The 23,796-nt window shown below is 64.9% G+C and carries 26 protein-coding genes; 12 read left to right on the top strand and 14 right to left on the bottom strand.

All coding sequences use genetic code 11. The features are described from left to right. Window positions 1-9 precede the first annotated feature (9 nt). The 7 genes from arsC to A7X12_RS08580 all read left to right on the top strand — a co-directional run bounded on the left by arsC (window position 10) and on the right by A7X12_RS08580 (window position 5,406). Window positions 10-438 (top strand): arsenate reductase (glutaredoxin), encoded by a 429-nt coding sequence (gene arsC / locus A7X12_RS08610; RefSeq protein WP_064311251.1) that lies wholly within the window; start codon window positions 10-12, stop codon window positions 436-438. After that, window positions 438-1,724: an arsenic transporter gene (locus A7X12_RS08605; RefSeq protein ID WP_042469213.1), complete on the top strand. Its 1,287-nt coding sequence runs from the start codon at window positions 438-440 to the stop codon at window positions 1,722-1,724. The genes arsC and A7X12_RS08605 overlap by 1 nt, the downstream gene beginning before the upstream one ends. Then, complete coding sequence (gene arsN2 / locus A7X12_RS08600; RefSeq protein ID WP_042469214.1) at window positions 1,721-2,155, top strand: arsenic resistance N-acetyltransferase ArsN2; 435 nt, start codon at window positions 1,721-1,723, stop codon at window positions 2,153-2,155. Before A7X12_RS08605 ends, arsN2 begins: the two co-directional genes overlap by 4 nt. Continuing rightward, window positions 2,155-2,931, top strand: coding sequence for an arsenical resistance protein ArsH (gene arsH, locus A7X12_RS08595; RefSeq protein WP_042469215.1), 777 nt, complete (start codon window positions 2,155-2,157; stop codon window positions 2,929-2,931). Before arsN2 ends, arsH begins: the two co-directional genes overlap by 1 nt. A gap of 207 nt (window positions 2,932-3,138) precedes the next feature. Further along, the gene (locus tag A7X12_RS08590) at window positions 3,139-3,408 is read left to right on the top strand and encodes an HU family DNA-binding protein (RefSeq protein WP_042469217.1); all 270 of its coding nucleotides are present in this window, start codon (window positions 3,139-3,141) and stop codon (window positions 3,406-3,408) included. A 390-nt stretch (window positions 3,409-3,798) separates the two neighbouring features. Continuing rightward, window positions 3,799-4,437 carry a hypothetical protein gene (locus tag A7X12_RS08585; protein ID WP_232318418.1) on the top strand — a complete coding sequence of 213 codons (639 nt, stop codon included), beginning with the start codon at window positions 3,799-3,801 and terminating at the stop codon, window positions 4,435-4,437. 474 nt (window positions 4,438-4,911) lie between these two features. Next, the gene (locus A7X12_RS08580) at window positions 4,912-5,406 is read left to right on the top strand and encodes a nucleoside deaminase (RefSeq protein ID WP_064311250.1); all 495 of its coding nucleotides are present in this window, start codon (window positions 4,912-4,914) and stop codon (window positions 5,404-5,406) included. Between the two features lie 261 nt (window positions 5,407-5,667). Here A7X12_RS08580 and A7X12_RS26185 read toward each other — a convergent pair whose 3' ends face one another. The 3 genes from A7X12_RS26185 to hcp all read right to left on the bottom strand — a co-directional run bounded on the left by A7X12_RS26185 (window position 5,668) and on the right by hcp (window position 8,340). Next, window positions 5,668-5,844 (bottom strand): hypothetical protein, encoded by a 177-nt coding sequence (locus tag A7X12_RS26185; RefSeq protein ID WP_232318417.1) that lies wholly within the window; start codon window positions 5,842-5,844, stop codon window positions 5,668-5,670. Between the two features lie 258 nt (window positions 5,845-6,102). Further along, window positions 6,103-6,594, bottom strand: coding sequence for an ion channel (locus tag A7X12_RS08575; RefSeq protein ID WP_084445248.1), 492 nt, complete (start codon window positions 6,592-6,594; stop codon window positions 6,103-6,105). A gap of 105 nt (window positions 6,595-6,699) precedes the next feature. Next, window positions 6,700-8,340, bottom strand: coding sequence for a hydroxylamine reductase (gene hcp / locus A7X12_RS08570; RefSeq protein ID WP_064311249.1), 1,641 nt, complete (start codon window positions 8,338-8,340; stop codon window positions 6,700-6,702). A gap of 132 nt (window positions 8,341-8,472) precedes the next feature. Between hcp and A7X12_RS08565 the strand changes: the two genes are divergently transcribed. After that, entirely contained in the window at window positions 8,473-8,970 is a 498-nt protein-coding gene (locus tag A7X12_RS08565; RefSeq protein WP_064311248.1) for an RrF2 family transcriptional regulator, read from the top strand. A 46-nt stretch (window positions 8,971-9,016) separates the two neighbouring features. Here the strand turns inward: A7X12_RS08565 and adhP are convergent, their stop codons facing one another. The 8 genes from adhP to A7X12_RS08525 all read right to left on the bottom strand — a co-directional run bounded on the left by adhP (window position 9,017) and on the right by A7X12_RS08525 (window position 17,782). Further along, window positions 9,017-10,039, bottom strand: a complete 1,023-nt coding sequence (adhP, locus tag A7X12_RS08560) for an alcohol dehydrogenase AdhP (RefSeq protein ID WP_064311247.1) — start codon at window positions 10,037-10,039, stop codon at window positions 9,017-9,019. Between the two features lie 53 nt (window positions 10,040-10,092). Then, a complete protein-coding gene (locus A7X12_RS08555; protein WP_064311316.1) occupies window positions 10,093-10,908 on the bottom strand; it encodes a universal stress protein in 816 nt (271 codons plus the stop codon). 112 nt (window positions 10,909-11,020) lie between these two features. Continuing rightward, window positions 11,021-11,782, bottom strand: coding sequence for a sterol desaturase family protein (locus tag A7X12_RS08550; protein WP_064311246.1), 762 nt, complete (start codon window positions 11,780-11,782; stop codon window positions 11,021-11,023). Window positions 11,783-11,880: 98 nt separating this feature from the next. Beyond that, window positions 11,881-12,291 carry a group II truncated hemoglobin gene (locus A7X12_RS08545; protein ID WP_064311245.1) on the bottom strand — a complete coding sequence of 137 codons (411 nt, stop codon included), beginning with the start codon at window positions 12,289-12,291 and terminating at the stop codon, window positions 11,881-11,883. Beyond that, entirely contained in the window at window positions 12,288-13,802 is a 1,515-nt protein-coding gene (locus A7X12_RS08540; protein WP_064311244.1) for an acetyl-CoA hydrolase/transferase family protein, read from the bottom strand. The genes A7X12_RS08545 and A7X12_RS08540 overlap by 4 nt, the downstream gene beginning before the upstream one ends. A gap of 19 nt (window positions 13,803-13,821) precedes the next feature. Then, window positions 13,822-14,991 carry a 5-demethoxyubiquinol-8 5-hydroxylase UbiM gene (ubiM, locus tag A7X12_RS08535; RefSeq protein ID WP_064311243.1) on the bottom strand — a complete coding sequence of 390 codons (1,170 nt, stop codon included), beginning with the start codon at window positions 14,989-14,991 and terminating at the stop codon, window positions 13,822-13,824. A gap of 149 nt (window positions 14,992-15,140) precedes the next feature. After that, window positions 15,141-15,524: a MerR family DNA-binding protein gene (locus A7X12_RS08530; protein WP_064311242.1), complete on the bottom strand. Its 384-nt coding sequence runs from the start codon at window positions 15,522-15,524 to the stop codon at window positions 15,141-15,143. Beyond that, window positions 15,521-17,782: a heavy metal translocating P-type ATPase gene (locus A7X12_RS08525; RefSeq protein ID WP_232318416.1), complete on the bottom strand. Its 2,262-nt coding sequence runs from the start codon at window positions 17,780-17,782 to the stop codon at window positions 15,521-15,523. The genes A7X12_RS08530 and A7X12_RS08525 overlap by 4 nt, the downstream gene beginning before the upstream one ends. Here A7X12_RS08525 and A7X12_RS26180 point away from each other — a divergent pair. The 4 genes from A7X12_RS26180 to A7X12_RS26695 all read left to right on the top strand — a co-directional run bounded on the left by A7X12_RS26180 (window position 17,741) and on the right by A7X12_RS26695 (window position 21,199). After that, window positions 17,741-17,956, top strand: coding sequence for a hypothetical protein (locus A7X12_RS26180; RefSeq protein ID WP_064311240.1), 216 nt, complete (start codon window positions 17,741-17,743; stop codon window positions 17,954-17,956). The two genes, A7X12_RS08525 and A7X12_RS26180, sit on opposite strands and share 42 nt — an antisense overlap. Window positions 17,957-18,380: 424 nt before the next feature. After that, complete coding sequence (locus A7X12_RS08515; RefSeq protein WP_064311239.1) at window positions 18,381-20,120, top strand: sensor domain-containing diguanylate cyclase; 1,740 nt, start codon at window positions 18,381-18,383, stop codon at window positions 20,118-20,120. Between the two features lie 135 nt (window positions 20,121-20,255). Continuing rightward, the gene (locus A7X12_RS26700; RefSeq protein ID WP_332308529.1) at window positions 20,256-20,714 is read left to right on the top strand and encodes a L,D-transpeptidase family protein; all 459 of its coding nucleotides are present in this window, start codon (window positions 20,256-20,258) and stop codon (window positions 20,712-20,714) included. A 5-nt stretch (window positions 20,715-20,719) separates the two neighbouring features. Beyond that, window positions 20,720-21,199: a hypothetical protein gene (locus A7X12_RS26695; RefSeq protein ID WP_332308528.1), complete on the top strand. Its 480-nt coding sequence runs from the start codon at window positions 20,720-20,722 to the stop codon at window positions 21,197-21,199. Here A7X12_RS26695 and A7X12_RS08505 read toward each other — a convergent pair. From A7X12_RS08505 to hemN, 3 genes are all read right to left on the bottom strand, one after another. Next, on the bottom strand, window positions 21,196-21,705 hold the full coding sequence (locus A7X12_RS08505; RefSeq protein ID WP_064311238.1) for a GNAT family N-acetyltransferase: 510 nt from the start codon (window positions 21,703-21,705) through the stop codon (window positions 21,196-21,198). The two genes, A7X12_RS26695 and A7X12_RS08505, sit on opposite strands and share 4 nt — an antisense overlap. Beyond that, window positions 21,702-22,382 (bottom strand): Crp/Fnr family transcriptional regulator, encoded by a 681-nt coding sequence (locus A7X12_RS08500; protein WP_064311237.1) that lies wholly within the window; start codon window positions 22,380-22,382, stop codon window positions 21,702-21,704. Before A7X12_RS08500 ends, A7X12_RS08505 begins: the two co-directional genes overlap by 4 nt. Before the next feature lie 61 nt (window positions 22,383-22,443). Then, on the bottom strand, window positions 22,444-23,766 hold the full coding sequence (gene hemN / locus A7X12_RS08495) for an oxygen-independent coproporphyrinogen III oxidase (protein WP_064311236.1): 1,323 nt from the start codon (window positions 23,764-23,766) through the stop codon (window positions 22,444-22,446). Window positions 23,767-23,796 lie beyond the last annotated feature (30 nt).

The raw sequence follows: 23,796 nt of genomic DNA, 5'->3' as shown, positions 1-23,796 counted from the left end.
GGACGCCCTGTGGCCGTCGATGTCGTCGTCTATCACAACCCCGAGTGCGGCACGTCGCGCAACACGCTCGGCCTTATTCGCAACGCCGGCATCGAGCCGCACGTGGTCGAGTATCTGAAAACCCCTCCAGCCCGCGCGTTGCTGGTCGAGCTGATCGATCGCGCCTGCATGACACCCCGCGAACTGCTGCGCGAGAAGGGGGCGCCCTATGCGGAGTTGGGCTTGGGCGACACGTCGCTATCCGACGACGCGCTGGTGGACGCGATGATGGCGCATCCGATCCTCATCAACCGGCCGCTGGTCGTATCGCCGCTCGGCGTGAAGCTCTGCCGGCCCTCCGAAGCCGTGCTCGACCTGCTGCCGACCAATCAGCTCGGAGCGTTCGCAAAGGAAGACGGCGAGCAAGTGGTGGACGCATCGGGCCAGCGCGTCGCCTGATGCTCCTTGCTGTCCTGATCTTCGTTGCGACGATCGCGCTCGTCATCTGGCAACCCAAAGGCCTCGGGATCGGGTGGAGCGCGATGGGCGGGGCCGTCGTGGCGCTGCTTGCAGGCGTCGTCACGCTGTCCGACGTGCCGGTGGTGTGGGGCATCGTCTGGAACGCGACAGCCGCGTTCGTCGCGATCATCGTTATCAGCCTACTCCTCGATGAAACCGGATTCTTCGAATGGGCGGCGCTCCATGTCGCGCGCTGGGGGAGGGGGCATGGTCGCCGGCTGTTCGTTCTGATCGTGCTGCTCGGTGCGGCGGTGTCCGCGCTGTTCGCCAACGACGGCGCGGCGCTGATCCTGACGCCGATCGTCATCGCCATGCTGCGGGCGCTGGGCTTCAACGACAAGGCGACGCTGGCGTTCGTCATGGCGGCGGGGTTCATCGCCGACACCGCCAGCCTACCGCTGGTCGTGTCGAACCTCGTCAACATCGTGTCGGCCGACTTCTTCCGGATCGGGTTCGGCGACTATGCGTCCGTGATGGTGCCGGTCGACCTGGTGTCGATCGCAGCGACGCTTGGCGCGCTGCTGCTGTTCTTCCGGCGCGACATACCGGCGGATTATGACGTAGGCGCGCTGCGCGCGCCGCGTGACGCGATCCGCGATGCCGCGACATTCCGCGCGGGCTGGATCGTTCTTGCACTGCTGCTCGCCGGCTTCTTCCTGCTCGAACCGCTCGGCGTCCCTGTCAGCGCCGTCGCCGCTGCCGGCGCGATCCTGCTGCTGGTGATCGCGGGGCGAGGCCATGTGATCCCAACGGCCAAGGTGCTGCGCGGCGCACCCTGGCAGGTCGTGATCTTCTCGCTCGGCATGTACCTGGTCGTCTATGGCCTGCGAAACGCCGGCCTGACCGACCATCTGGCAGCACTGCTGGATCGCACCGCGCAAGGCGGCGTGTGGGGCGCGGCGCTAGGAACGGGCGTCATCGCAGCGGTCCTGTCGTCGGTTATGAACAATATGCCGACGGTGCTGGTGGGCGCGCTCTCGATCGACGCCACGCACGCGAGCGGCGCGATCAAGGAAGCGATGATCTACGCCAATGTGATCGGCTGCGATCTCGGCCCCAAGCTGACGCCGATCGGCTCACTCGCGACGCTGCTCTGGCTCCATGTCCTCGGGCAAAAGGGCGTGCGGATCGGATGGGGCTATTACTTCCGTGTCGGCGTCACGCTCACCGTACCGGTGCTGCTCATCACGCTCGCGGCGCTTGCAATCAGGATTAGCATCGCATGACCAGAACGGTCGCCACGTTGCTCGAACCTGCCGGTCTGGCTGGCTTGGCACAATTGCTCGATGCCGCGGACCTGCCGAGTGCCGATATCGCCGATCCCGGCCGCCTGATCATCCGGATTGAGGCCGATAGCCTCGTCGGTTTCGGTGGGCTCGAGGGAGAAGGGTCCGACCGCTTGCTCCGCTCGATCGTCGTCGTCCCCGATCGACGTCGACATGGCCTCGGGCGGGTGTTGGTCGCCGCCCTCGAACGACAGGCACACGACCTCGGGGTGGAGCGCCTGCACCTCCTGACGACCACGGCCGCACCATTCTTCCGGGCGCTCGGCTATGCCGATGCCGATCGCGGCGCTGCTCCCTCGGCCATCGCCGCATCGCGCGAATTCACCGCACTGTGCCCCGCGTCGGCCGCCTACCTCGTGAAAGCCCTCTGATGCCGCTCCGCACGCTCGCCGATCCCAATATCATGCCGGCGCTCGATCCGGCCTATGCCATCCAGCGACCCGCCGTGAGGCTCGGCCCGCTCGATCCCGCGCCGCGTATCCTTCTGCTCTACGGTTCGCTGCGCGAACGGTCCTTCTCCCGGCTGTGCGTTGAGGAAGCGGCACGCCTGCTCCGGTTCTTCGGCTGCGAGACGCGCATCTTTGATCCATCGACCCTGCCGCTGCCTGACCAACATGCTGGCGACGACCATCCGGCCGTCCACGAGCTGCGCGAGCTGTCCTTATGGTCGGAAGGGCAGGTGTGGTGCAGCCCGGAGCGGCATGGCCAGATCACGAGCATTATGAAGCTTCAAATCGATCATCTGCCGCTTTCTATGGGCGGGATGCGTCCGACACAGGGGCGCACGCTGGCGGTCATGCAGGTGTCGGCCGGATCGCAATCGTTCAACAGCGTCAACACGCTGCGCGTGCTGGGTCGCTGGATGCGAATGATCACGATCCCGAACCAATCGAGCGTTGCCAAGGCGTTCAACGAGTTTGATGACGCGGGGCGCATGAAGGCGTCCAGCTACTATGACCGGATCGTGGATATGATGGAGGAACTGGTGCGGTTCACGGTGCTGCTGCGCCCGCACGCGGTTCAGCTTGTTGATCGCTACTCAGAGCGGAAAGCGGCGGGCGTGCCAATCGACCGCGCGACCGATCTGTCGAGCATAGCGATTGCGGCCAAACCGCGTGGCCGGCACGCCGTCAAGGCAGGCGGCTGATGCGACGTTTGCCGAAGCGAGCCACGCTAATGTGGTCCCGCCGGCTAATCCGGCTTGTGCTCTGCGCTTTGAGAAACCTACGGGTTTCAACCTGCGTGGCCGGCCTCCCCAGGCGTCAGCTGGATCGTCGAGCGCTACCTGTCTTGCGCTGACGCGATTATCGCTTCAGGTCGCTACAGCGACAGATGAAGGGGAGCGTGCTTGACGATGAACACCAAGGATCTGGCCAAGGACGTTGCCGCCAAGCGGGGCGTCACCGAGAAGCAGGCCCTCGAGGTCATGGCTGGGCTCCTCGAGGGTATCGCGGAGGCGGCCGCCAAGGGTGAGGAGATATCGCTTCCCGGCTTCGGCAAATTCAAGGTGAAGGACACGCCCGAGCGCTCCGGGCGCAATCCGTCGACCGGCGAGGCGATCACGATCGCGGCGTCGAAGAAAATCACATTCACGCCGGCCAAGGCGCTTAAGGACCGACTGTAGGCTCGACAGCACCGGCCGGCGTCGCCCGGCCACGTGTTGGATGTTCACGAATTATTCGCTATCTAAGGCGTTGGAGAATGACAGGCGCGTGAACACTGCCAAATCTATGCGGCTGGCCCGGCAGGTGAAGGGGAGGTTCGGCACGTGGGCGGCCGTGCGTCAGGCCTCGCGCGTCGAGAACGGCGTATATGTGGTCGATCCAAGCGCTGGCGGTGACCGCGACAGCAAGGATGTAGCGGTTCCCGCCACGGCGTAACGGCCGTGACGTTCAGCTACTCGCTGTTCCTCGCACTGCTGCTGCTTTTCCTGGGGCTCTGCTTCTGGGCAGGGTGGCGCGTCGGCGAGCGCACCGATTTCCTCAGCCCAACCCCGGACCGGCCGAACTCTACGGTGACGCTGTTCATCGTGGTGTTCGGCACCATCGCAGGGCACCTTCTGGGAACCGGCTTCTTCGCCGCCCAGGCGGCATGGTGCCGGGCGACAAGCGTCTGTTTCGACCCCGGCTTCGATCCAAATATCTATCGCGCGCTCGCCCGCGGCGGCGCTGGGGCACGCGATGCGTCCGACCTCGCGCTGGAAATGTGGCTTTTCGCGATGCTCCTCATCGGAGCCGCGACGGGCTCGATCGCGCACTGGTTGGTGCAGCGGGAAGCAGTTAGCGGGAAGACCGACGCGATCGCGTTCGGCTGGCTCAACCCGGCCGTCCAAGCGGTCAAGAAGGGAGACTCGTTTGTCGTCGCCTATGTGCTGACAAAGACGAGCCACGAGTGCTTCACGATCGCATACGAGGGCACCGTCCAGCAGCTCGCGCTGGACGAGGAACAATCGATCAGGTTCGTCGTCCTGAACGACGTCGACCGATTCCTCGTCAAGATATCTGAGAACGGCCTCGAGCGTGTGGACGCGCCGTCGACGCCGATCACGCAGCTTCAGATCACCGCGGTCGAGATCGCCAACGTCGCGCTTGAGGTAGTACGGGCGCCAGACATGGATGTTGCGGCAATCGAGGCTGAAGACGCGGGTTCATAACGCGGCGTTCGAGATCGTCAGACGTCCGTCAGACCTGTCTCCATCCATAAAGTCTAAATCCAAAAAGCTCTGCATTTAACATAATCTATGTTATCGAACTGGCAGATTTGCTCTACAGGTTAGGTGTTTAGGAGCTTGTTGCGCCCTTACCCGATCAGCGATGTTCGTTCACGCAAGCGCTGCTCCCGCTCAACAAGCCACGCGCGAAACTGCTCCAGAATGTCCTCGACGTCCAGGCCCGCCAGCCGATGATGCGCCAAGACCCGCGCGCGGAGCGGTGCCGGCCAGCGGATGCTTTCGCGGGCCAGCGTGGCCTGTATCCATTTGGGCGTGCTGGCGAGCAGTCAAACGAGCGAATGCCGTTCGTAAGCGGGCCTCAGGCCCGAAATTAAGATTGTCGCCGATCTGCCTCGCCGCATGAGAAGCCGATCGCGTCCGCAGGCGTTCGGTTGTTCGACCGGATGGAGGAAGAGAATGTGTGTCGGCGCTGATGAGACGTACATGCGCGTGGCGCTTGAGGTCGCGCGCTCCAAGGGGTCGGATCCGTCGACCTCGCCGCTCGGCTGCGTGATCGTCCTGGATGGCGAAGTCATCGCGGCCGAGCGCAATCAGACCCAAGAGCTCCCGGATGCCACGGCTCATGCGGAGATGATGGCGATCCGCCGCGCGTGCGAGACCACCGGCGAGATGGAGCTGAGAGGCGCCACGCTCTACTCGACGCTCCAGCCCTGCGGCATGTGCACCATGGCATCCATCTGGTCGAAGGTAGGCCGAGTCGTCTATGGCGCGGGGCGCGAGGACGTGCACCCCATGTACTTTGAGGCGAAGCACGTCGACACGCTGGCCTTCATCGGCGATGCCTATCGGGACGACATCGAAATCGAGGGCGGTTGCCTCGCTGAGGAATGTGCGTCGCTCTATTACAGCCCGGACGCGGATCTGTCGGCCGACGAGCAAGCGAATTTATGATCCCACCCTTGGATTCCCGGACACGACAGCTTCGACGCCATCGACCGCTTGCCGCGCGGTAGAGGCTGTGATGCGTTCGGGCCTACCGGCGAAGGTGGTCAAGTTCCACTCAGGTGTGCGTATCGTATGGTACCACAGGAATGGCTACCTTGTGGTACCTTCCCACCGGTTCGACGCTGATGGGGTAGTGCCGAGTTGCATTCCATGTACGGCCTGTCCGCAAATGCGCACTGCTCCTCGAGGCTTAGGTATGCGCGCAGGCTACCGGCCTGACGCCTGCGCCAGGAACGTCGCCACGCTGGAACCTATCCCGAGCGCGAGGCTCTCGGCGATCCGCGCCGCATTGTCCTGCAGCGCTGATTCCTGCTCAGGTGCGAGCATCTCGTTGGTGTCTCCTCCCACAGTCGCAGCCAGGCGTGCAAATGCGGACGTCGCCATGGCCTCAGCGTGCCGGAGGTGCACAGCCCTGGGATGCCCTTTGGAGCGACCGGCTTGTCAGCATCACCGATGACCAGAAGTCGCAAAGCTCCTTGAAAATGTCGGATCAGTCGCCGATGGCTCCATTGAAGACGCGTTGCAGCTGGGAGTCCGTTCGCACTTGCGCGTAAAACGCGTGAACGACACGCTGAAGGTCGTCTTCTTGAAGATCGAGTTCGACCATGATGGTCTTCGAAGGTTTGGGTAAGAGAGGGCGCATCAGCCGCTTCCTCTCGCCTCCTGTTCGAACAGCCTGATCCGATTAATCACCGAAACGAAGAAGGCGGTCGACCAGCCCAACAAGATGATGCCGTTGGCGCTCTCAATCGCACCGACGAGCCTCCAGGCGCTCGGAAGCGCAAGATCAGCCGTCCCGAGCGTGGTGTAGGTGGCGGTCGAAAAGTACAGAGCATCATCAAAGTTGATCAACCCGGCATAGCGTGCATACAGGAGAGCGTAGGCCCAGATCTCCGCGGTGTGCAGCGCGAAAAGCCCAAAGGCGGCACCCAAGATCGCCGCCAATTGCGACCACTCGCGGAAGCGCTCGCCGAAGCGGCGCCGATGTCCACGCAGCAGCGCGACGAGGAGGGCAAGGCCCGCGAGGTGCATGACGACTGTGATGGCGACCATCGCCGTTGCAATCCCCAGCTGAACCACGCGCTCCTCCTCGTTGACGATTGCCGCGCGAGCTGCGTTCTCCAGGTCGGCCATTGCTCACGCGAGGCGATCATAGCACCAGCTGACCGCCTGTGCTGCGAGGGACATCGAAGCGGGCACGGCAGAAGGTCACCCGCCGATGCCCGGTCCTGGGAACTGTCAGGCGGCCTGAAGCATCGCCTCCAGGTCCTGCTGTGCGTCGCCGGTGGGACGGATGTCGAACTTTTCGATCAGCACGTTCAATACGTCGGGCGTAAGGAATTGCGGCAAGGTCGGTCCGAGGTGGATGCGGCGAAGACCCAGATGCAGCATCGTCAGCAGGACCGCGGTCGCCTTCTGCTCGAACCAGCTGATCGCATAGTGCAGCGGAAGGTCGTTGACACCGCAGCCGAGCGCATCGGCGACAGCGGTCGCGATGCGGATCGCGCTATAGGCATCGTTGCACTGCCCAACGTCGAGCACCCGCGGCACGCCGTTGATGGTGCCGAGGTCCTCGCCGTTGAACCGGAACTTCCCGCAACCCAGAGTGAGGATCAGGCTGTCCTGTGGAGTGTGGACGGCGAGATCATGGAAGTAGTTGCGACCGGGCCGGGCCCCATCGCAACCGCCGATCAGGAACAGATTGCGGACATCGCCCTTCCGGATCATGCCGAGCAGCGTATCGGCGACACCCATCACGGTGTTGCGCGCGAAGCCGATCGGGATCGTCCGCTCGACCGCATTCTCCAGAAAGCCGGGAAGCGCCAGCGCACGGGTAATGGCAGGGCTGAAATCGTGATCGCTTACGTGTGCGATACCGTTCCAGCCCACCGGCCCCGCCGTGAACAGCCGATCCGCATAGCCCTTGAGGTTCGGGTTGATCAGGCAGTTGGACGTCATCACGATCGCGCCCGGGAAAGCGGCGAAGTCCTTCTGCTGGTCCTGCCAGGCGCCGCCATAGTTGCCGGCGAGATGCGGGAACCTCTTGAGCCTTGGATATGCGTTTGCCGGCAGAAGCTCCCCGTGCGTATAGACGTTGACGCCCGTGCCCTCGGTCTGCAGCAGAATGGTCTCGAGGTCCCCCATGTCGTGGCCGGATACGAGCAACGCCTTGCCCGCCTTGGGTGTCATGCGCACCATGGTGACTTCGGGGTGCCCGAACCGCCCGGTGTTGGCCGCATCGAGCAGTTCCATCACCTTGAGATTGAGCGCTCCAAGCGCCAACGCTTCGCGCAGGAGCGCATCCATGTCGGTCGGGTCGGAAGCGAGAAACGCGCTGATCCGGTGAAACTCGGCGCTGACTGCCTGCTCTTCGGTGCCGAGCACGCGCGCATGCTCGCTATAGGCAGCGGTACCCTTGAGCCCGTAAAGGATAAGGTTACGCAGGCCGACGATGCTGGGCCCATCGCGGTCCATGAACCGCTGGATCGCGGCGAACGGAGCCGCCGCCGCCAGCTCGGAAGCTGTGGTGCCGGGCTGCCACGTGGCGGGCTCGGGCAGGTCCGTGAGGTCAGCGCCCATGCGGGTTGCAAGGTCTCGCGCCGAGTTACGCATCCGCAAAGCCTCCGCGATCAACGCGACGAAGCGGTTGTCGTCGAAATTGACGTTCGTGAGCGTGGTGAACCAGGCGTGTGGCGTGAACGCGTTGACCCGGCGATCATAGCCGCCGACGCGCGCTGCACGATCCGCGTAGACGGAGACACCCTGCATAAGGCGGAGCAGGACGTCCTGCAGGTCGGCGACGGTCGCGCTCTTGCCGCAGGATCCTACCTTGGCCGCACATCCGCCTTTGTTCGATTGTTCGCATTGCACGCAGTACATGGCACGGCCCTTCGCCAAAGATGAACTCTGAACTCCACTTTAAGCGCCGCTGCAGACGGCACTTTGACCGGCGTCAAACTCGTGCCTGGAGGCGGTTGCATGAGGTAGTGCAGGCAAGGAGATCGTCGCGCGGTGCAACTGACCAAGCAGACCGACTATGCATTGCGCCTGCTCATCTATCTCGCCGCGGTCGGTCGCCGGGTGTCGATCGCGGAGGTGGCAGAAGCGCAGGGCATATCGCGCACCCACCTGATGAAGATCGCGAACCTGCTGACGGTCCGCGGGTTCATCGCAGCTGCACGTGGCCGCGGCGGCGGGATCTCGCTTGCGCGGACCGCTGAAACAATCAAGCTCAAGGATGTGATCCGCGCCACGGAGCCCTCGTGTCCGCTGGTCGATTGTTTAGGCTGCCGACTGATCGCCCGCTGCCGCCTCGAGCCGATCCTCGACGAGGCGATGGCGGCGTTCTGGAGCGTCCTCGGCGACTACTCGCTGGCGGACCTCGTGCACAGGAAAGTCGGCCGTCAACCGCGCAATGCGGCAGCTGGAAAGGCGCTTCCCTACGCTGACGTCAACGACAATCGCGCCTTCACCGACGTGAGCTCGAGAGAGCGTTTTGGCGCAGCCTAGACGGCCTGCCGCAGCCCCGCTGCTTGAGCCCGCGGAAACCGCGCGATCAGGGGCGCAAGACTGCCCTGCCCTCGATCCGGCCCTGACGTAAGCGGTCGAACACGTCGTTCACGGCCGCGAGCGGCTCCTCGATTACGGACGTACGGACCTTCCCATCGGCCACGAAAGATAGCGCCTCTGCCAGATCGCGGCGGGTGCCGACGATCGATCCTCTCACGGTGATCCGCTTCAGCACGACATCGAAGATCGGGGTCGGGAAGTCGCCCGGCGGCAGCCCCACCAAAGCGATCGTTCCGCGGCGGCGGGTGCACGCGATCGCCTGGCTGAACGCGGCTGGCGAGACTGCGGTCACGAGCACGCCGTGGGCGCCGCCTCCCGTTGCGCGCAACAGCTTTTCAACGCCGTCGCCTTCGGAGCAGTCGAACGCCAGATCGGCACCGAGCTCCCGCGCAAGCGCGAGCTTGTCGGCGGAGACATCGAGGGCCGCGACGTGAAACCCCATCGCCTTGGCATATTGCACGGCGACATGCCCGAGCCCGCCGACGCCCGAAATCACGACCCATTCCCCGGGTCGCGCCTCCGTCTCCTTGAGCCCTTTGTACGTCGTCACGCCCGCACACAAGATCGGCGCCAATGCGGCGAAATCCGGATCAGGCGGGAGGTGGCCGACGTACGGTGCGCTGGCGAGAGCATATTCGGCGTAGGTGCCATTCACGCTGTAGCCGCTGTTATGCTGGTGTTCGCACAACGTCTCCCAGCCGGTCTGACAATATTCGCACTGACCGCAGGCATCGTGTAGCCAAGGTATCCCGACAGCATCTCCTTCCTTGATGTCGGCGACGCCGGTGCCGACCGCGGCGACGTAGCCGACGCCTTCATGGCCAGGGATTAAAGGGAGGGTCGGCTTCACCGGCCAGTCGCCATCGACGGCATGGAGGTCGGTGTGGCAGACACCGGTCGCCTCAATCTTGACGAGCAGTTCACCGGGTCCGGGCGCCGGCACATCGACCTCTTCGATCAGGAGAGGCGCCTTGAAGGCGCGCGCTACGGCAGCTTTCATCTTGGTCATGAAAAACCTCTCATCGCGATCTCACTCGCAAGGTTAACGGTGGAGAAGACCTCCTAGTGGCTGAACAGGAGGTACCTCGAGAAACGGTCGATGAGACCCTGCGTGACGCCGCCCAAGACCCACTCGCGCAACCTGCTATGACCATAGGCGCCGAGGACGAGAAGATCAGCCGCATGCTCGTGCGCGACCTCTTCCAGGTCATCAGCCACGGTCCTTTGTCTGCGCGGCACCAGCTTCCCTTCCGCGCGCACCCCGTGTCGCTCGAGACGCCCGACGATCTCCTCCAGACCGGTGGCCTCGTCCGACCGGCCTTCCCTGCAGATCGCCGCCACGATGACCTGGTCTGCCGCAAGCAGGAACGGCAGCGCGTCGGTGACCGCACGACGTGTCTCGCGCGTGTCTTTCCACCCGACGATGATACGCTGGGCTTTGAGCTCCCGATGGTCATGACTCGGCGTGACCAGAACCGGCGTCGCCGTATCGAGGACCAAGGATGCGATCGACGGGAGTAGCGACGATCCGAAGCCGTCCGCAGGACGACTGGCGACGATGATGTCGGCGCCGCGCGCATGAAGCGCCATGACTCGGTCCGGCGCGCTGGGGATGGCAAGCCACTTCGTCTGCAACCCGCTCTCGGCGACGGCATCCTGGAAGCGTTGACCGGCGGTCGCGAGATCCGCTTCGACCTGTTCTCGAAGCGTCTGCAGGAGCAGACCGTCCTCGAACCCCGTCGCCGGCGGTTCGAGCGCTTCAGCCGCAACGCCGATAAGGGTCGCATCGAATTGTCGGGCAAGCTGCTCGGCTGCAGCAAGCGACGCCGCGCTCGGTGGCTCGGGACCCACGTGGACCAGGACGGACTTGTAGCTCATGCAGACCTCCGTGTCGTGTGGGGGCGAGCGACCGCCCATACCTCTTGCCCGACCTTGCTCAGCCGGCACGGGCCGACTCCCTCCTTGCGCGCTCAGGCCTCAGTCACGCGGCTCAGTTCCTCTTCCGCGGATGGCCCGTCGCGACTCCTCCGGAGAGCTCTGCCACTTTCGGGTGGATCGCTGCGACTTCCGCGGTGTAGCCGAGGTTAAAGACGGTCGGACTCTTTGCCGCGCGGTCAGCGCGCGTGTACAGCGTTCCGAACAGACGATCCCAAACGAAATTCGTGATGCCGAAGTTGCCGGTCTCGTCATGGAAATGATGTTCCATGTGCCGCACCTTCATTGTCGCCAGCCATTGCAGACGGGGCTTGTAGGCAAGATGCTGGATGCAGTGGAAGAATTCGTAGAAACAGGTGCACAGCAGACCCGTAGCAAACCCGGCAGCCGCACCGCCGGTACCGCCGATCAGCCATCCGGGAAGTGCCGACACGATCAGCAAAGTCGGCAGTGTCGTGTATAGCGCGCCGAACAGCACTTCGAGGTGGTTCGGATCCTGGTGGTGATCATAATGAATGCGCTTCCAGACCGCGGCCAGCGCCGGCACCTTGAACATCCAGTGGCAGTGCAGTACCCAACGATGGAGCCCGTACCACACCAGCGGATAGGCCAACGCGATCAGCACGACGATGCCCGCGGCCTGGATCGCTGACGCTGGATGCAGCACGAAAAGCATGATCGACCCGGCCAGGAGCGCCAGATAGGAAAGGATCGTGTAGTGCTGGAAGTATGCAGCCACGAGCTCGCGCAACGTCATGCGATCGAGATGGTGTGAACGCTTCCAGAATGACGGCTGTGCCGCTGCCGCTTTGCTCATTCTCGTTTGTCCGTCCAATTCGCAGCAAGTTCTAGCTGAGAAGACGGCCCGGTCGTTTGACGCCGGTCAAACCGGCACTTGCTGGCGAAAGCAGGGTATCAGCGCGGAATCATCGCGCCGGCCATTCGGAGAAAGGCTTGCTGCATCTGCGTACCGAGGGCGGGCTCGATCCGCGCTTCCGCCATCGCACGGCTCATCGCCTGAACCCACTGGGCCGCCGTCGTCTTCGACACGGCGATGTTACGATGCATAGACATGATGCAGGTGCCTGGGCGAGATTCGAACCAGGTGCGAGGGCCGCCGAGCCATGCCGACAGAAACTCGGTCAGCGAGATGCGCATGGGTAGCAGGTCCGCCTCGTGCATCGCACGCAGTTCGTCATAGGCCGGCTCATGCTCCATCAGATCGTAGAAGCGCTCCACGACGGCGCGCACGCCGTCCTCGCCGCCGATACGGTCGAAGAGCGAGGCCTTGTTCGCCTCGCCCGAGCCGGTTTCTTCGTCGCTCATGGCAGCATGGACCCCGTCTCGATGAACCGCTGATGCCAGCTCAGCGCCTCGCCCGGCAGCGAGGGCGATTGCTGGCCATAGGAGCCGGCCCGCGCCCGCGCATAATAATCCTCCAGCATCGGCCGGTAGCTTGGGTGGGCGCAGCGCTCGATGATCAGCTTCGCCCGCTGCTTGGGGCTGAGACCGCGCAGGTCGGCCAGGCCCTGCTCCGTCACGATCACCTGCACGTCCTGCGCGATATGATCGACATGCGCCGCCTGGGGCACGATGGCGGAGATCCTGCCCCCTTTCGCGGTGGACGGGGTCATGAAGATCGAAACATAGGCGTTGCGCGCGAAATCGCCCGAGCCCCCGATCCCGTTCTGAATTCGCGATCCCATGACGTGGGTCGAGTTCACATTGCCGTAGATGTCTGCCTCGATCAGCCCGTTCATGGCGATGCAGCCCAGCCGCCGGATCAGTTCGGGGTGGTTGCTGATCTCCTGCGGGCGCAGGATCATACGGCTGCGATAAGCGCCCATGTTCGCGTTGATCCGCGCGGCGGCTTCGGGCGACAGGGAGAAGGCGGTAGCCGAGGCCATGCGCAGCTTGCCCGCGTCGAGCAGGTCCAGCATCCCGTCCTGGATCACCTCGGTATAGGCGGTCAGGTCCTCGAACGGGCTGTCGACCAGCCCGGTCAGCACCGCGTTGGCGATGTTGCCGACACCCGACTGGATCGGCAGCAGCGAGGCCGGCAGCCGCCCGATGGCCACCTCATGGCGGAAGAACTCCATCAGGTGCCCCGCGATCGCCTGTGCGGACTCATCGGGCGCGGCAAAGGGCAGGTTCCGGTCCGGCGCGTCCGTCTCCACGATCGCGACGATCTTGTCGGGGTCGCAGGCGAGGTAAGACTGGCCGATCCGGTCATCCGGCCGAACCAGCGGGATCGGCACGCGATGGGGCGGCAGGCGGGTGCCATAATAGATGTCGTGCATCCCCTCCAGCGCCGCATTCTGCCAGCGGTTCACCTCCAGGATGACCTTGCTCGCCCGGTCCAGCCACGTCTTGTTGTTGCCGACCGACGAGGAGGGGATAAGCGATCCGTCCTCACGAACACCCGTCACTTCGATCACGGCCGTGTCGAGCGGCCCTAGGAACCCCTGCCACGCCATGGGCGCGACCTGGCTGAGGTGCATGTCGAAATATTCCATCTCGCCGCGATTGATCTTCTCGCGGGCGAGCGGATCGGAGTTGTAGGGAAGCCGGAACTCGATCCCGTCCGCCTTGGCCAGCGCCCCGTCCAGCTCGGGCCCGGTGGAGGCACCGGTCCAGACGCGGACGCGAAAGGCGCGGCCTGCGGCATGCTCCGCCTCGATCCGGGCAGCGAGCGCGAGCGGTACCGCCTTGGGATAGCCGGAGCCGATGAAGCCGCTCATCCCCACCGTGCTGCCCGACGTGATGAGCGCCGCGGCGTCCTCGGCGCTCATGATTCGGGAGCGAAGGGCAGCGGCGGCAATACGGCTGGTCGTCATGAAAGGTCTCGTCTCGTGGTCAGTGCTGCATCAGGAAGCGGCTGATGGTCTGGCGGACCATCGGCAAGCGGGCACCCGCCCTCAGCGTGGCGCGGCGTGCGATCCGCGCGGCGGGGCGTTCATCGGTGTAGAGGCCGACGAGCAGATTGGTCGCAGCGTAGATGGGCCGGCTCGCGAGCCGGTGCGTCGCTTCGAACCGCCGCAGCAGCAGCGAGGAGGCAATGTCGCCGCCCCTGGCCGCCGCGTCAGCTACCAGTCCCGCCAACGTCGTCGCGCCTTGCAGCCCCAGGTTGAAACCGTGCGCGGTGACCGGGTGCATGCCGACGGCCGCGTCACCGATCAGCGCGGCGCGGGTCGCGGCGAAGTGCCGGGCATAGGTGGTCGCGAGCGGATAGACATGCGGCCCCTCCACCACCTGCATCTCTCCCAGACGCGCATCGTAGCGGCGCGTAATTTCGGCCCCGAGCGCTCCGGGGTTCAGCGCCGCCAGCTGCTCGATCTGGCCTGAACTCAGGGTCAGCACGGCCGAGGACTGCCGGCCATTGAGCGGCAGCATGGCGATCGTCTGGCCATGGTCGAACCACTCGGTCGCAATGCTCCGGTGATCGCCCTCATGCGCGACGCGGCAGACCATCATCGACCGCCCGAGCCGATTGACCTCCGCGGCGATGCCGAGTTGCTCTCGGACCGCCGAGAAGCGCGAATCTGCCGCGACCAGCAGCCGCGCGTCGAGCACGCGCCCGTCAGCGAGCCTCACCCGTGCGCCGGCCCGATCCGTGCCGACTGACGCCACGCCCGTTCCGGTGATCAGGTCCAGCCCCGGCTGGCCGCCAATCGCGCGAAACAGCGCCTGACGGATGCGGTGGTTCGGAACCAGTTGGCCGAGCCGATCTTCTCCCGTCCCCGCCGTGTTGAAGGCGAGCGTAAAGCGCGATGCGCCGTTCAGCACCTGCGCCTCGCGCAAGGGGGAGATATCCTCGGGTCCGAGATGCGCCCAGGCGCCAAGCCGGGTCAGGGTCGCCACGGACCGATGCGTCAGCGCAATCTCCCGCCCGTCGACCGGCGGCGAGGCGAGCAGATCCGCCGGCTGCCGCTCGACCAGGCCGATGCTGAGCCCGGTGCCATCCAGCGCCCGCGCAAAGGCAAGTCCGGCAGGGCCGCCGCCCACGATCAGAATGTCATGAATCACGTGTTACAATCCTTAAACGAAGCAGATCGCACGGCTCCGCCACCCTCGAATTGACGCCCGTCAAAGTCATAGCCCTCCGGTCGGGCCATCAAGAGGGCGTTCGGATCTCGCGATCACGGACGTCGCCTGTATATCGGTGCTCGGTGTGCCTACCTGGCAAGCCGCTCGATGATCGGACATTCGGGCCGATCATCTCCGTGGCAGGTTCCCGCCAGATCGGTCAGCGTGCGCCGCATGGCTTCTAGGGCGCGCACTTTACGGCCGAGTTCAGCCGCCCGCGCTTCCGCCAGTGCCTTTACTTCGGCGCTGGACCGCTCCCGATCGGACCAGAGGCCAAGCAGCGTTCGAATTTCCTCGATCGGAAATCCGAGATCGCGCGCGTTAGCGATAAATCGCAGCCGGTGAACGTCACCGCCGCTATAGTCGCGGTAGCTCCCGCGTCGGGGCGGCGCGGGCACCAGGCCGATCTTCTCATAGTGCCGGATCATGCGTTGCGATACGCCGCTCGCATCCGAGGCCGCCCCGATGTTCACAGCTTCACGCCGTTGAGCCGCAGCGCGTTCAGGACGACGGTGAACGACGAGAGCGCCATCGCCGCGCCGGCGATCATCGGTGAGAGCAGGATGCCCGCTACGGGGTAGAGAACCCCCGCCGCGATCGGTACTCCGATCCCGTTGAACAGGAACGAGAAGAACAGATTCTGGCGGATGTTACGCATCGTGGCGTGCGCCAAGCGCCGCGCCCGCACGATCGCCGACAGATCGCCCCGCGTAAGCGTCATGCCAGCGCTCTCGATCGCCACGTCGGTTCCCGTGCCCATCGCCAAGCCTACGTCGGCAGCAGCGAGAGCAGGGGCATCGTTGATCCCGTCGCCGGCCATCGCGACCCGAGCGCCCTTCGCCTTCAGCTCCGCCACGATCCGGGCCTTGTCCTCTGGCCTCAGATCGGCGCGCACATCGTCCAAGCCGCCCACGGCGCGCGCGACCGCATCGGCCGTAGTGACATTGTCGCCGGTGAGCATGACGACCCGCAGCCCTTCGCGCCGGAGCGCCGCAATCGCGTCGCGGGCGGAAGGCCGCACCGGATCGGCCACCGCGATGAGACCGGCGAGCGTGCTGTCGATCGCCACCAGCATGACTCCGGCGCCTTCGCGCCGGCGACGATCGGCCAAGGCTTCGATCGGTACGGGATTGGCCCCTACTCGTCGCATTTGCGCGGCGTTGCCAATCACGACCTGGCGGCCGTTCACCGTGGCGCTGACACCAAGGCCGGTTTGCGAAGCGAAGCCCTCGACCCGGCCGAGCTGCAATCCCTTCGCGCTCGCGCCGGTCACGATCGCGTGGGCGAGCGGATGTTCCGATTGCGCCTCGACTGCGGCCGCGAGCGCCAGCAGCTCGCGTTCGTCGGCGCCGTTGACTACCTCGATCGCTACCAGCTTGGGCTTGCCTTCGGTGAGCGTGCCCGTCTTGTCGATCACCAGCGTCTCGACCTTCTCGAAAGCCTGTAAAGCTTCCGCGCTCTTGACCAGAACGCCGGCGTGCGCGCCGCGGCCCGTCGCCACCATGATCGACATGGGCGTGGCGAGCCCGAGCGCGCAGGGGCAGGCGATCACTAGGACCGCAATTGCATTGAGGAGGGCATGGCCCAGGCGGGGCTCGGGGCCGACAAGCATCCACACGAGGAAAGTGACGGCCGAGATCAGCAGCACCAGCGGCACGAACCAGCCCGAGACGCGATCCGCGAGCGCCTGAATAGGCGCGCGGCTACGCTGCGCTTCCGCCACCATGCGGACGATGCGCGCGAGCATCGTGTCGGAGCCGACTGCGTAGGCTTCCATGACCAGGCTTCCTGTGCCGTTGACGGTTCCCCCGGTGACGGCCGCACCGGTTTCCTTGGGGATCGGCGCGGGCTCCCCGGTGAGCATGGACTCATCGACCGAGGAGCGGCCCTCGACCACGACGCCATCAACCGGCAGCGCTTCGCCGGGGTGAACGCGCAGTCGATCGCCCACGGCCACATCGGCCAGCGGAACCTCTTCTTCCGAGCCGTCCGGGCGGAGGCGGCACGCGGTTTTGGGCGCGAGGTCCATTAGCGCGCGAATGGCGCGGCCTGTCGCAGCTCGGGCGCGCAGCTCCAAGACCTGCCCCACAAGCACAAGCCCAACGACGACGCCGGCCGCCTCATAATAGACCGGCACCATCCCGCCATGCGTGCGGAAGGCGGTGGGGAAGATACCCGGCGCGACCGTCGCGACCAAGCTGTAGAGGAAACCCGCGCCCACACCGATAGCGATGAGGGTGAACATATTGAGGTGGCGGGTGCGGATCGACTGCCACCCCCGGACGAAGAACGGCGATCCCGCCCACAGCACGATCGGCGCGGTGAGCGCGAACTGGACCCAGGGGGAAGCCGTGGCGCTGACGACGTGAACCCCGAGCATTTCGGCGAGCATCGAGACGACGAGCAGCGGGATCGTGAGCACGCCGGCGACCCACAGCCGGCGCGTGAAATCGACCAGCTCGGGGTTGGGAGCATCATCGAGCGACGGCTCTTCAGGTTCGAGCGCCATGCCGCAGATAGGACAGGTTCCCGGACCATCCTGGCGGATGTGCGGGTGCATCGGACACGTCCAGATCGCACCCGGCGTCACGTTCGGCTTAGGGGGCTCTGTGTCGCCGAGATAGGCTTGTGGGTTAGCGATGAACTTGGTCCGGCATCCGGCGCTGCAGAAGTGATAGGCGTGCCGTCCATGCTCGGCATGGTGGCGCGTCGTTGCGGGGTCGACCGTCATGCCGCAGACAAGATCTTTCGCTTTATCGCCGACCTCGGCAGCGGTGTCGCCGCTTCCGCAGCACGCATCACCCTTGACGTGTTGGTGACCGCGACGATCAGCAAGGGTCGTCTGTGCAGCCAGAAATGCCGAGCAGCAGGACGGAGTACCGAGCGCGACAGCGGGCTTGCCTGAGCAACCGCAGCCGCCCTCCGAGGTGTCAGAATGCGGGTCGTTCATCACGTGGCTCCATCGACCCGAGGACATGTAAGGTCTGACATTGTGTCAGGGTCAAGCTCTTACTGCGGTGTTCGCTCCCGGTCAGGAAAAGGATGAACGACTTCGCTGATGTGACACGGCCGGAACGCAGGACCAGCGTCGCATGCGTGGCGTTCTGGTGAGCCGGTGGGGCGCGCATTCCGGCAACGCACCCGACCTGCACCGGTTGATGCCCTTGTTCAGCGCTTGCCGAGGTTCGTCAGGCCATCCAACCCGCGGCCCGTCGCCTCCGCTTAATCACCCCTTCGGCAGGTATCTGTAAACCATCGTGGCCTAGTTTCTGGTCATGTCACGGTTCAGGGATCTTCTTCATCACTGGCGTATCGAGTTCCCCCAGGCCTTGCTGCTGGGACTGAGCTACTTCGCTGCCGCTCTGCTCGCCGTCCGCTATACGCGCCTCGATGGCGGGGTCGCCCTTCTATGGATCGCCACGCCGATTCTGGCGGTCGATCTTCGTTATCGACCGGAACGCTCCTGGACCCTGAGAATGGTTGTTTGCGCCGCAGCGAGCGCGCTTGCCACCTCGCTCCAGGGGCTGGGCGCTGCCGTGGCGCTGCCGATGGCCGCGATCAATGTTTTCGAGGGCAGCGCGATCGCATGGCTCATGCGGCGCCTCGAACCGGAGCCGGGTCATCTGACATCGGTGCGAGAGCTCGGCACGCTGATCGTGGTCGCAGGGATCCTCGTTCCCGGCCTGACGGCACTCCCCGCAGGCGCCCTGGCACACTACGCCGCTGGTGTTCCGATCACCCATAACATGATCGGCTGGTTCTGCGCCCATGCGCTCGGGACCTTGACCGTTATGCCGATCGTGAAGCTGGCGGTCGGAGGCGATATCAGCGGATGGGTACGCAAGGTTGATCGGCGCGAGTTGATCGAAGCGGGTGCGCTGACAGCTTTGATGGTCGCCGTCACGAGCTTCGTTTTTGCGAGCCGTTACCCTCTTTTGTACGTGCCGTTCGTTCCCCTGCTGCTGATGGTCTTTCGGATCGGTCGCCTCGGCGCGGCTATCTCTCTGCTGGTGTTGACGGTGGTCGGCACTGCCTGCACGGCGGAAGGGCTCGGGCCCATAACCCCGCCAGGCACCGGGATCGGAACCAAGCTCCAGCTCTTCCAACTCTATCTGGTTTTTGCGACGCTGATCGCTCTCCCGGTCGCCACCGAGTTGAAGCGGCGCAAGCTCCTTTTTTCTGCCGTGCAGGAGGGCGCAGCGCTGCATCGCATCATCGCGGACCGTAGCGGCGATATCATCATGGCCGTCGACGCCGATGGTACGATCCGTTTCGCCTCGCCGTCTCTCTCGGTGATCGCCGGCTTCTCTCCTGCAGCGGTGACCGGTCGTCTCGCGCGTGACGTGGTGGCGTTCGAGGATATCGACCGCGTTATCCGTGCGCACAGAAACGCCATGGCCGATCCGGCGGCGACGGTGATGTTCGAGTTCCGAGCCCACAAGGCGTCGGGCGAGCTCGCCTGGTTCGAAAGCCATGCCCGCGCCATCAGCGCCGAGGACGGCGAGGTCACCGGCACGGTCAACGTCGTGCGAGAGGTGTCCAGGCGCAAAGCGCGTGAGCTCAACCTGGCGCGTGCCGCGGCAACGGATCCGCTCACCGGCCTCTCGAATCGTCGTATCTTCACAGCCGCCTATGAGGACGCCATTGCCGACGTTACTGCATGCCATGGGCGAAGCTATCTCGCGCTGTTCGATCTTGATTTTTTCAAGAGAGTCAACGACCGCTTCGGCCACGCGACCGGCGACGATGTGCTCCGGGCATTCGCAGCCATTCTCAAGGCGAACGTGCGGTCCGCTGACACCGTCGCCAGATTGGGCGGAGAGGAGTTCGGCGTGCTCTTCGACGGCCTGAGCCAGGTCGAGGCCCAGGAGGCTTGCGAGCGTGTGAGAGCACAGTTCGCCGCCGCAACCGTCACCGCGCCCGACGGGAGCTCGGTGGCAACGACGGTAAGCGTCGGGCTCGCAGCCCTGCGTGAGGACCGAAGCCTCGCAGAGGCGCTGCGGGCGGCGGATGCGGCCCTCTACGCATCGAAAGGTGCGGGCCGCAATCGTCTCTCGATCGCCGCTTGAAGTCCGCGTTCGAGAGACACCTCAGCAATCGGTAGTGCGGCAAAGCCGTGCGCCCGCAGGCTTCGCGTTCAGGGCGTCGGGATTACAGGGTGGCCGCAGCGACAACGATCGACTGCCCTCCCTCTCGAAAGCTCAGTGGTGTTGCCCTTCATCCCTGCCCTACTGCTCGCAGCCGCACACCCCCTCCAGAACGTGGCTCCGGCACCGGTCGCCGGGCCTATCGAGAAGCTGAAGCCCGGCGAATACTTCTGGGCACCGCAGATTGCGCCTGACGGCCCTGTCACGATGATCGTCAGCCTCAAGGCACAGCGCGCGTTCGTCTATCGCAACGGCGTTCCAATCGGGGTGTCCACGATCTCATCAGGCATGCCCGGCCATGAAACGCCGACCGGAGTCTTCACGATCCTCCAGAAGGAAGTGGACCACAAATCCAACCTCTACAACGGCGCCCCGATGCCGTTCATGCAGAGGTTGACCTGGGATGGCGTCGCTCTCCACGCCGGCGCCCTGCCTGGCTATCCAGCGAGCCATGGGTGTGTGCGGCTTCCGCTCGCCTTTGCAAGCTCCTGTACGGTGCCACCAAGCCCGGTCTGACGGTCGTGATCACCGACGATGCTCTCGTGCCGGAAGTTGCACCCGCGGACATGCTCGCCGAGGTGCCGGAGGACGGTCATGCCGCGCCCAAGAGCTATCGCTGGATGCCCGAACGTTCTCCCACAGGCCCGCTTTCGATCGTCGTGAGCGGTCGCGACCGGCGGCTCGTCGTGTTGCGCAACGGCGTGGAAATCGGGTCGGCCACCATCCAGCTCGACGCGCCCGTCTCCAGGACAGAGGCGTTCACCCTGCGATCCGTTGATCAGGCAGGCCCGCATTGGCTTCGCCTGCCGCTGCCCGGCCAGGCGCTGGGGGAGGCTGGCGAGCTGACGGACTCGGAGCGTAGCCGCGGTCACCTTCCCGATGCGTTCCGCATCAAGCTCGAGGGGATCGTCCAGCCGGGAGCGACGTTGCTGGTCACGCGCGAGTCTTTAGCAAGCAGCGGGACCGGTACGCGCCTGTCGGTCTTGATCGCCGAGCCCTAGCTGAGGCTCTTTCGCACCAGGATCAGTGTCGGCTCGCCGTCGACGGGCTCGGTGACGAATCCCATCTCCTGCTCCAGCGCAATCGCGGCGCGGTTCTGTCGGTCTTCGATCGACTCGATGCTCGCGTAGCCCCGAGCACGAGCCGTGTCGACCAGATAGTCTAACAGCGTCCACCCGATCCCGCGGCCCTTGTGGTCGCTGCGGATGCTGACGGCGACCTCACCGCGGTCGCCGGCCTGATCGCCCGCCAGTATGGCGGTTGCGACGATCTCACCGTCCTCATTCTCGGCGATGACGCTGTCGGTCCGACCATCAGGATCGACCATCGTGACAAGCCGATCGTGAGAGACGTTCCGAACCGTGCTGAGGAAGCGAAACCGCAGATCCTCCGGGCCGACTTGCTGGAAAAAGTCCGCGAGCCTTGTTTCATCTTCGGCTGACGCCGTCCGCACGCTGAGGCGAAAGCCGGACCGTGTCTGTAGATGGGCGATCTCGTCAGAGGTCATGCAGCTGCTCCTGAGGGATGGCGGAAGGTGATGCCGGCAACGGCTTCGAGACCGCTTCGATTCAGCAGACGGACATGGCGGCGACGCGGAAGCGCAATCAGCCCCGCTTTCGCCAAAGCGTGGATCTGACGGCTGACCGTTTCGAGCGAGAGGCCGAGAAGCTCACCGATCCGGCCACGACTGAGCACGAGATCGAAGGTGTCGTGGCCGGAGGTTGGGAATCTTCCCGCAACCGAGACAAGAAAGGCGGCGACCCGTTCGCGCGCCCGCGGGCGGCTGATCACGAGCATCCACCGCCGCGTTTCGGCAAGGGTCTGAAATGCGCTGCGCAGGAGCAACCGCCTGATGCTCGGATAGTGCTCGGTGACGTGTTGCAGATCGCCGCGTGCATGAAGGCAGATGTTCGAGCGCGTCACGGCAACAACTGCCGTGCCGCACGGGTCGGCGTCGAAGGGATGAGCGACGATCTGTCCTGGGAAGATCAGCCCGACCGTTCGCGGCGCCGCGCCTTGCGACGCGTCGATGCGCAGGACACCGGTCGCTAAGCTGGCGCACCAGCTGTCGGTAGCCGCGATATCGCCGATGGCCTGACCCCTGCGCACCGCATAGCGCCGGCCGGCATCGCGCCGATCCTCACCGTTCTCAGGCTGGAAAGAAGCGCATAGGTCGCACGGCATGTTCTCGAACGCTCCTCCCACATCCTTCGCAGGGAGCGTTTCGCGGAAAGCTGGGGCAGCGTTAGATGGCATTGCTGAAGCGACCGGTGCTTTGGTCACGATAAGCGTCGATACGCGCCGCGACCGCTCGAGCATAGGGGAGCGCTCCGTCCGTCAGGACGATCCGGGCCCCTTCCCAGGCGAGCAGGCCGCGTCGCTCGAAGTCGAGCAGGGGCGCTCGGTAGCAGGCGCGGTCCAGCAAGGGCGTGAGGTCCGCCGATCCGCGCGTGAGGATCTGCTCGATAATGAGGCCACGGGCCTGATCGTCCGGGCTACGGTAGCTACCCCGCTCGACCGGCAGCCGTCCGGCCCCGACCGCCAGATGCCAACGCCCCGTGTTCTTTTCGTTCTGGAGAAGCCGGTCGGGAAGAGCGCTGATCGCGCTCGAGCCGAGGCCGAGCACATAATCCGCAGCGTCGTCCGTGAAGCCCTGAAAGTTCCGGCGCAGCCGCCCTTCTGCCGACGCTAGCGCGAGCGGATCCTCGGCGCGTGCGAAATGGTCGAAGCCCACAGCCCGGTAGTCGCGACCGAGCAGCAGCTCATAGGCGTACGCTGCTTGCTGGAACCGCTGTTCGGGTCCGGGCAGGCGCGAGGCGTCGATGCGGCGCTGACGGGGGATGAGTTGCGGCACATGCGCATAGCCGAACACGGCCAGTCGGTCGGGAGCGAACGCGAGCGCAGCCTCCAGCGTCCCGGCCAAGCTTGCGACATCCTGGCCGGGCAATCCGTACATGAGGTCGAAGTTGAGGCTGTCGATACCGGCCTGCCGCAGAAGCTCCACTGTCCGCCCGATATGTTCGTGGGGCTGCACGCGGCCGATCGCGGCCTGGATCGCCGGGTCGAATGTCTGAACGCCAAGGCTGGCCCGACGGACCCCGGCATCAGCCAGCGTCGACGCCCATCCCTCATCGAAACCGCGCGGATCGAGCTCTACCGAGACGATCGGCTCGAAACAATCGAAGGCGCGCTTGACGTGCTGGAGCAGAGCCGAAAACGCTTGCTGTGCTATGGCGTTAGGGCTCCCGCCGCCGAACGCGATACGCCGCACCTGTCCGCGTCCGCCGAGATGGGCAGCAACAAGGTCGACCTCGTCGTGCAAGCGGTCGATGTAGGCGGTCAGCCGCGCTTCTTTCGTCGCGGCTCCCGTATTGCACCCGCAATACCAGCAGATTTCCCGGCAGTATGGAATGTGCAGGTAAAGCGAGATGTCCTCATTCGGCCGCACGCCCGAAAGACCGCTCGCCAGATCCGAACCGTCGACGGTGCTGGTGAACTCGGCAGCCGTCGGATAGCTGGTATAGCGAGGCACCGGACGAGCCAGAAGATCGGGATGATAGGTCCACATACATGCCCGAGTGCAATGAACGCCCGCGAT

The sequence above is a fragment of the Sphingomonas sp. TDK1 genome (assembly GCF_001650735.1).
Lineage (GTDB): Bacteria > Pseudomonadota > Alphaproteobacteria > Sphingomonadales > Sphingomonadaceae > Sphingomonas.
Note: the sequence above shows the minus strand (reverse complement) of the source record. Positions and strands in the feature narration are given on the sequence as shown.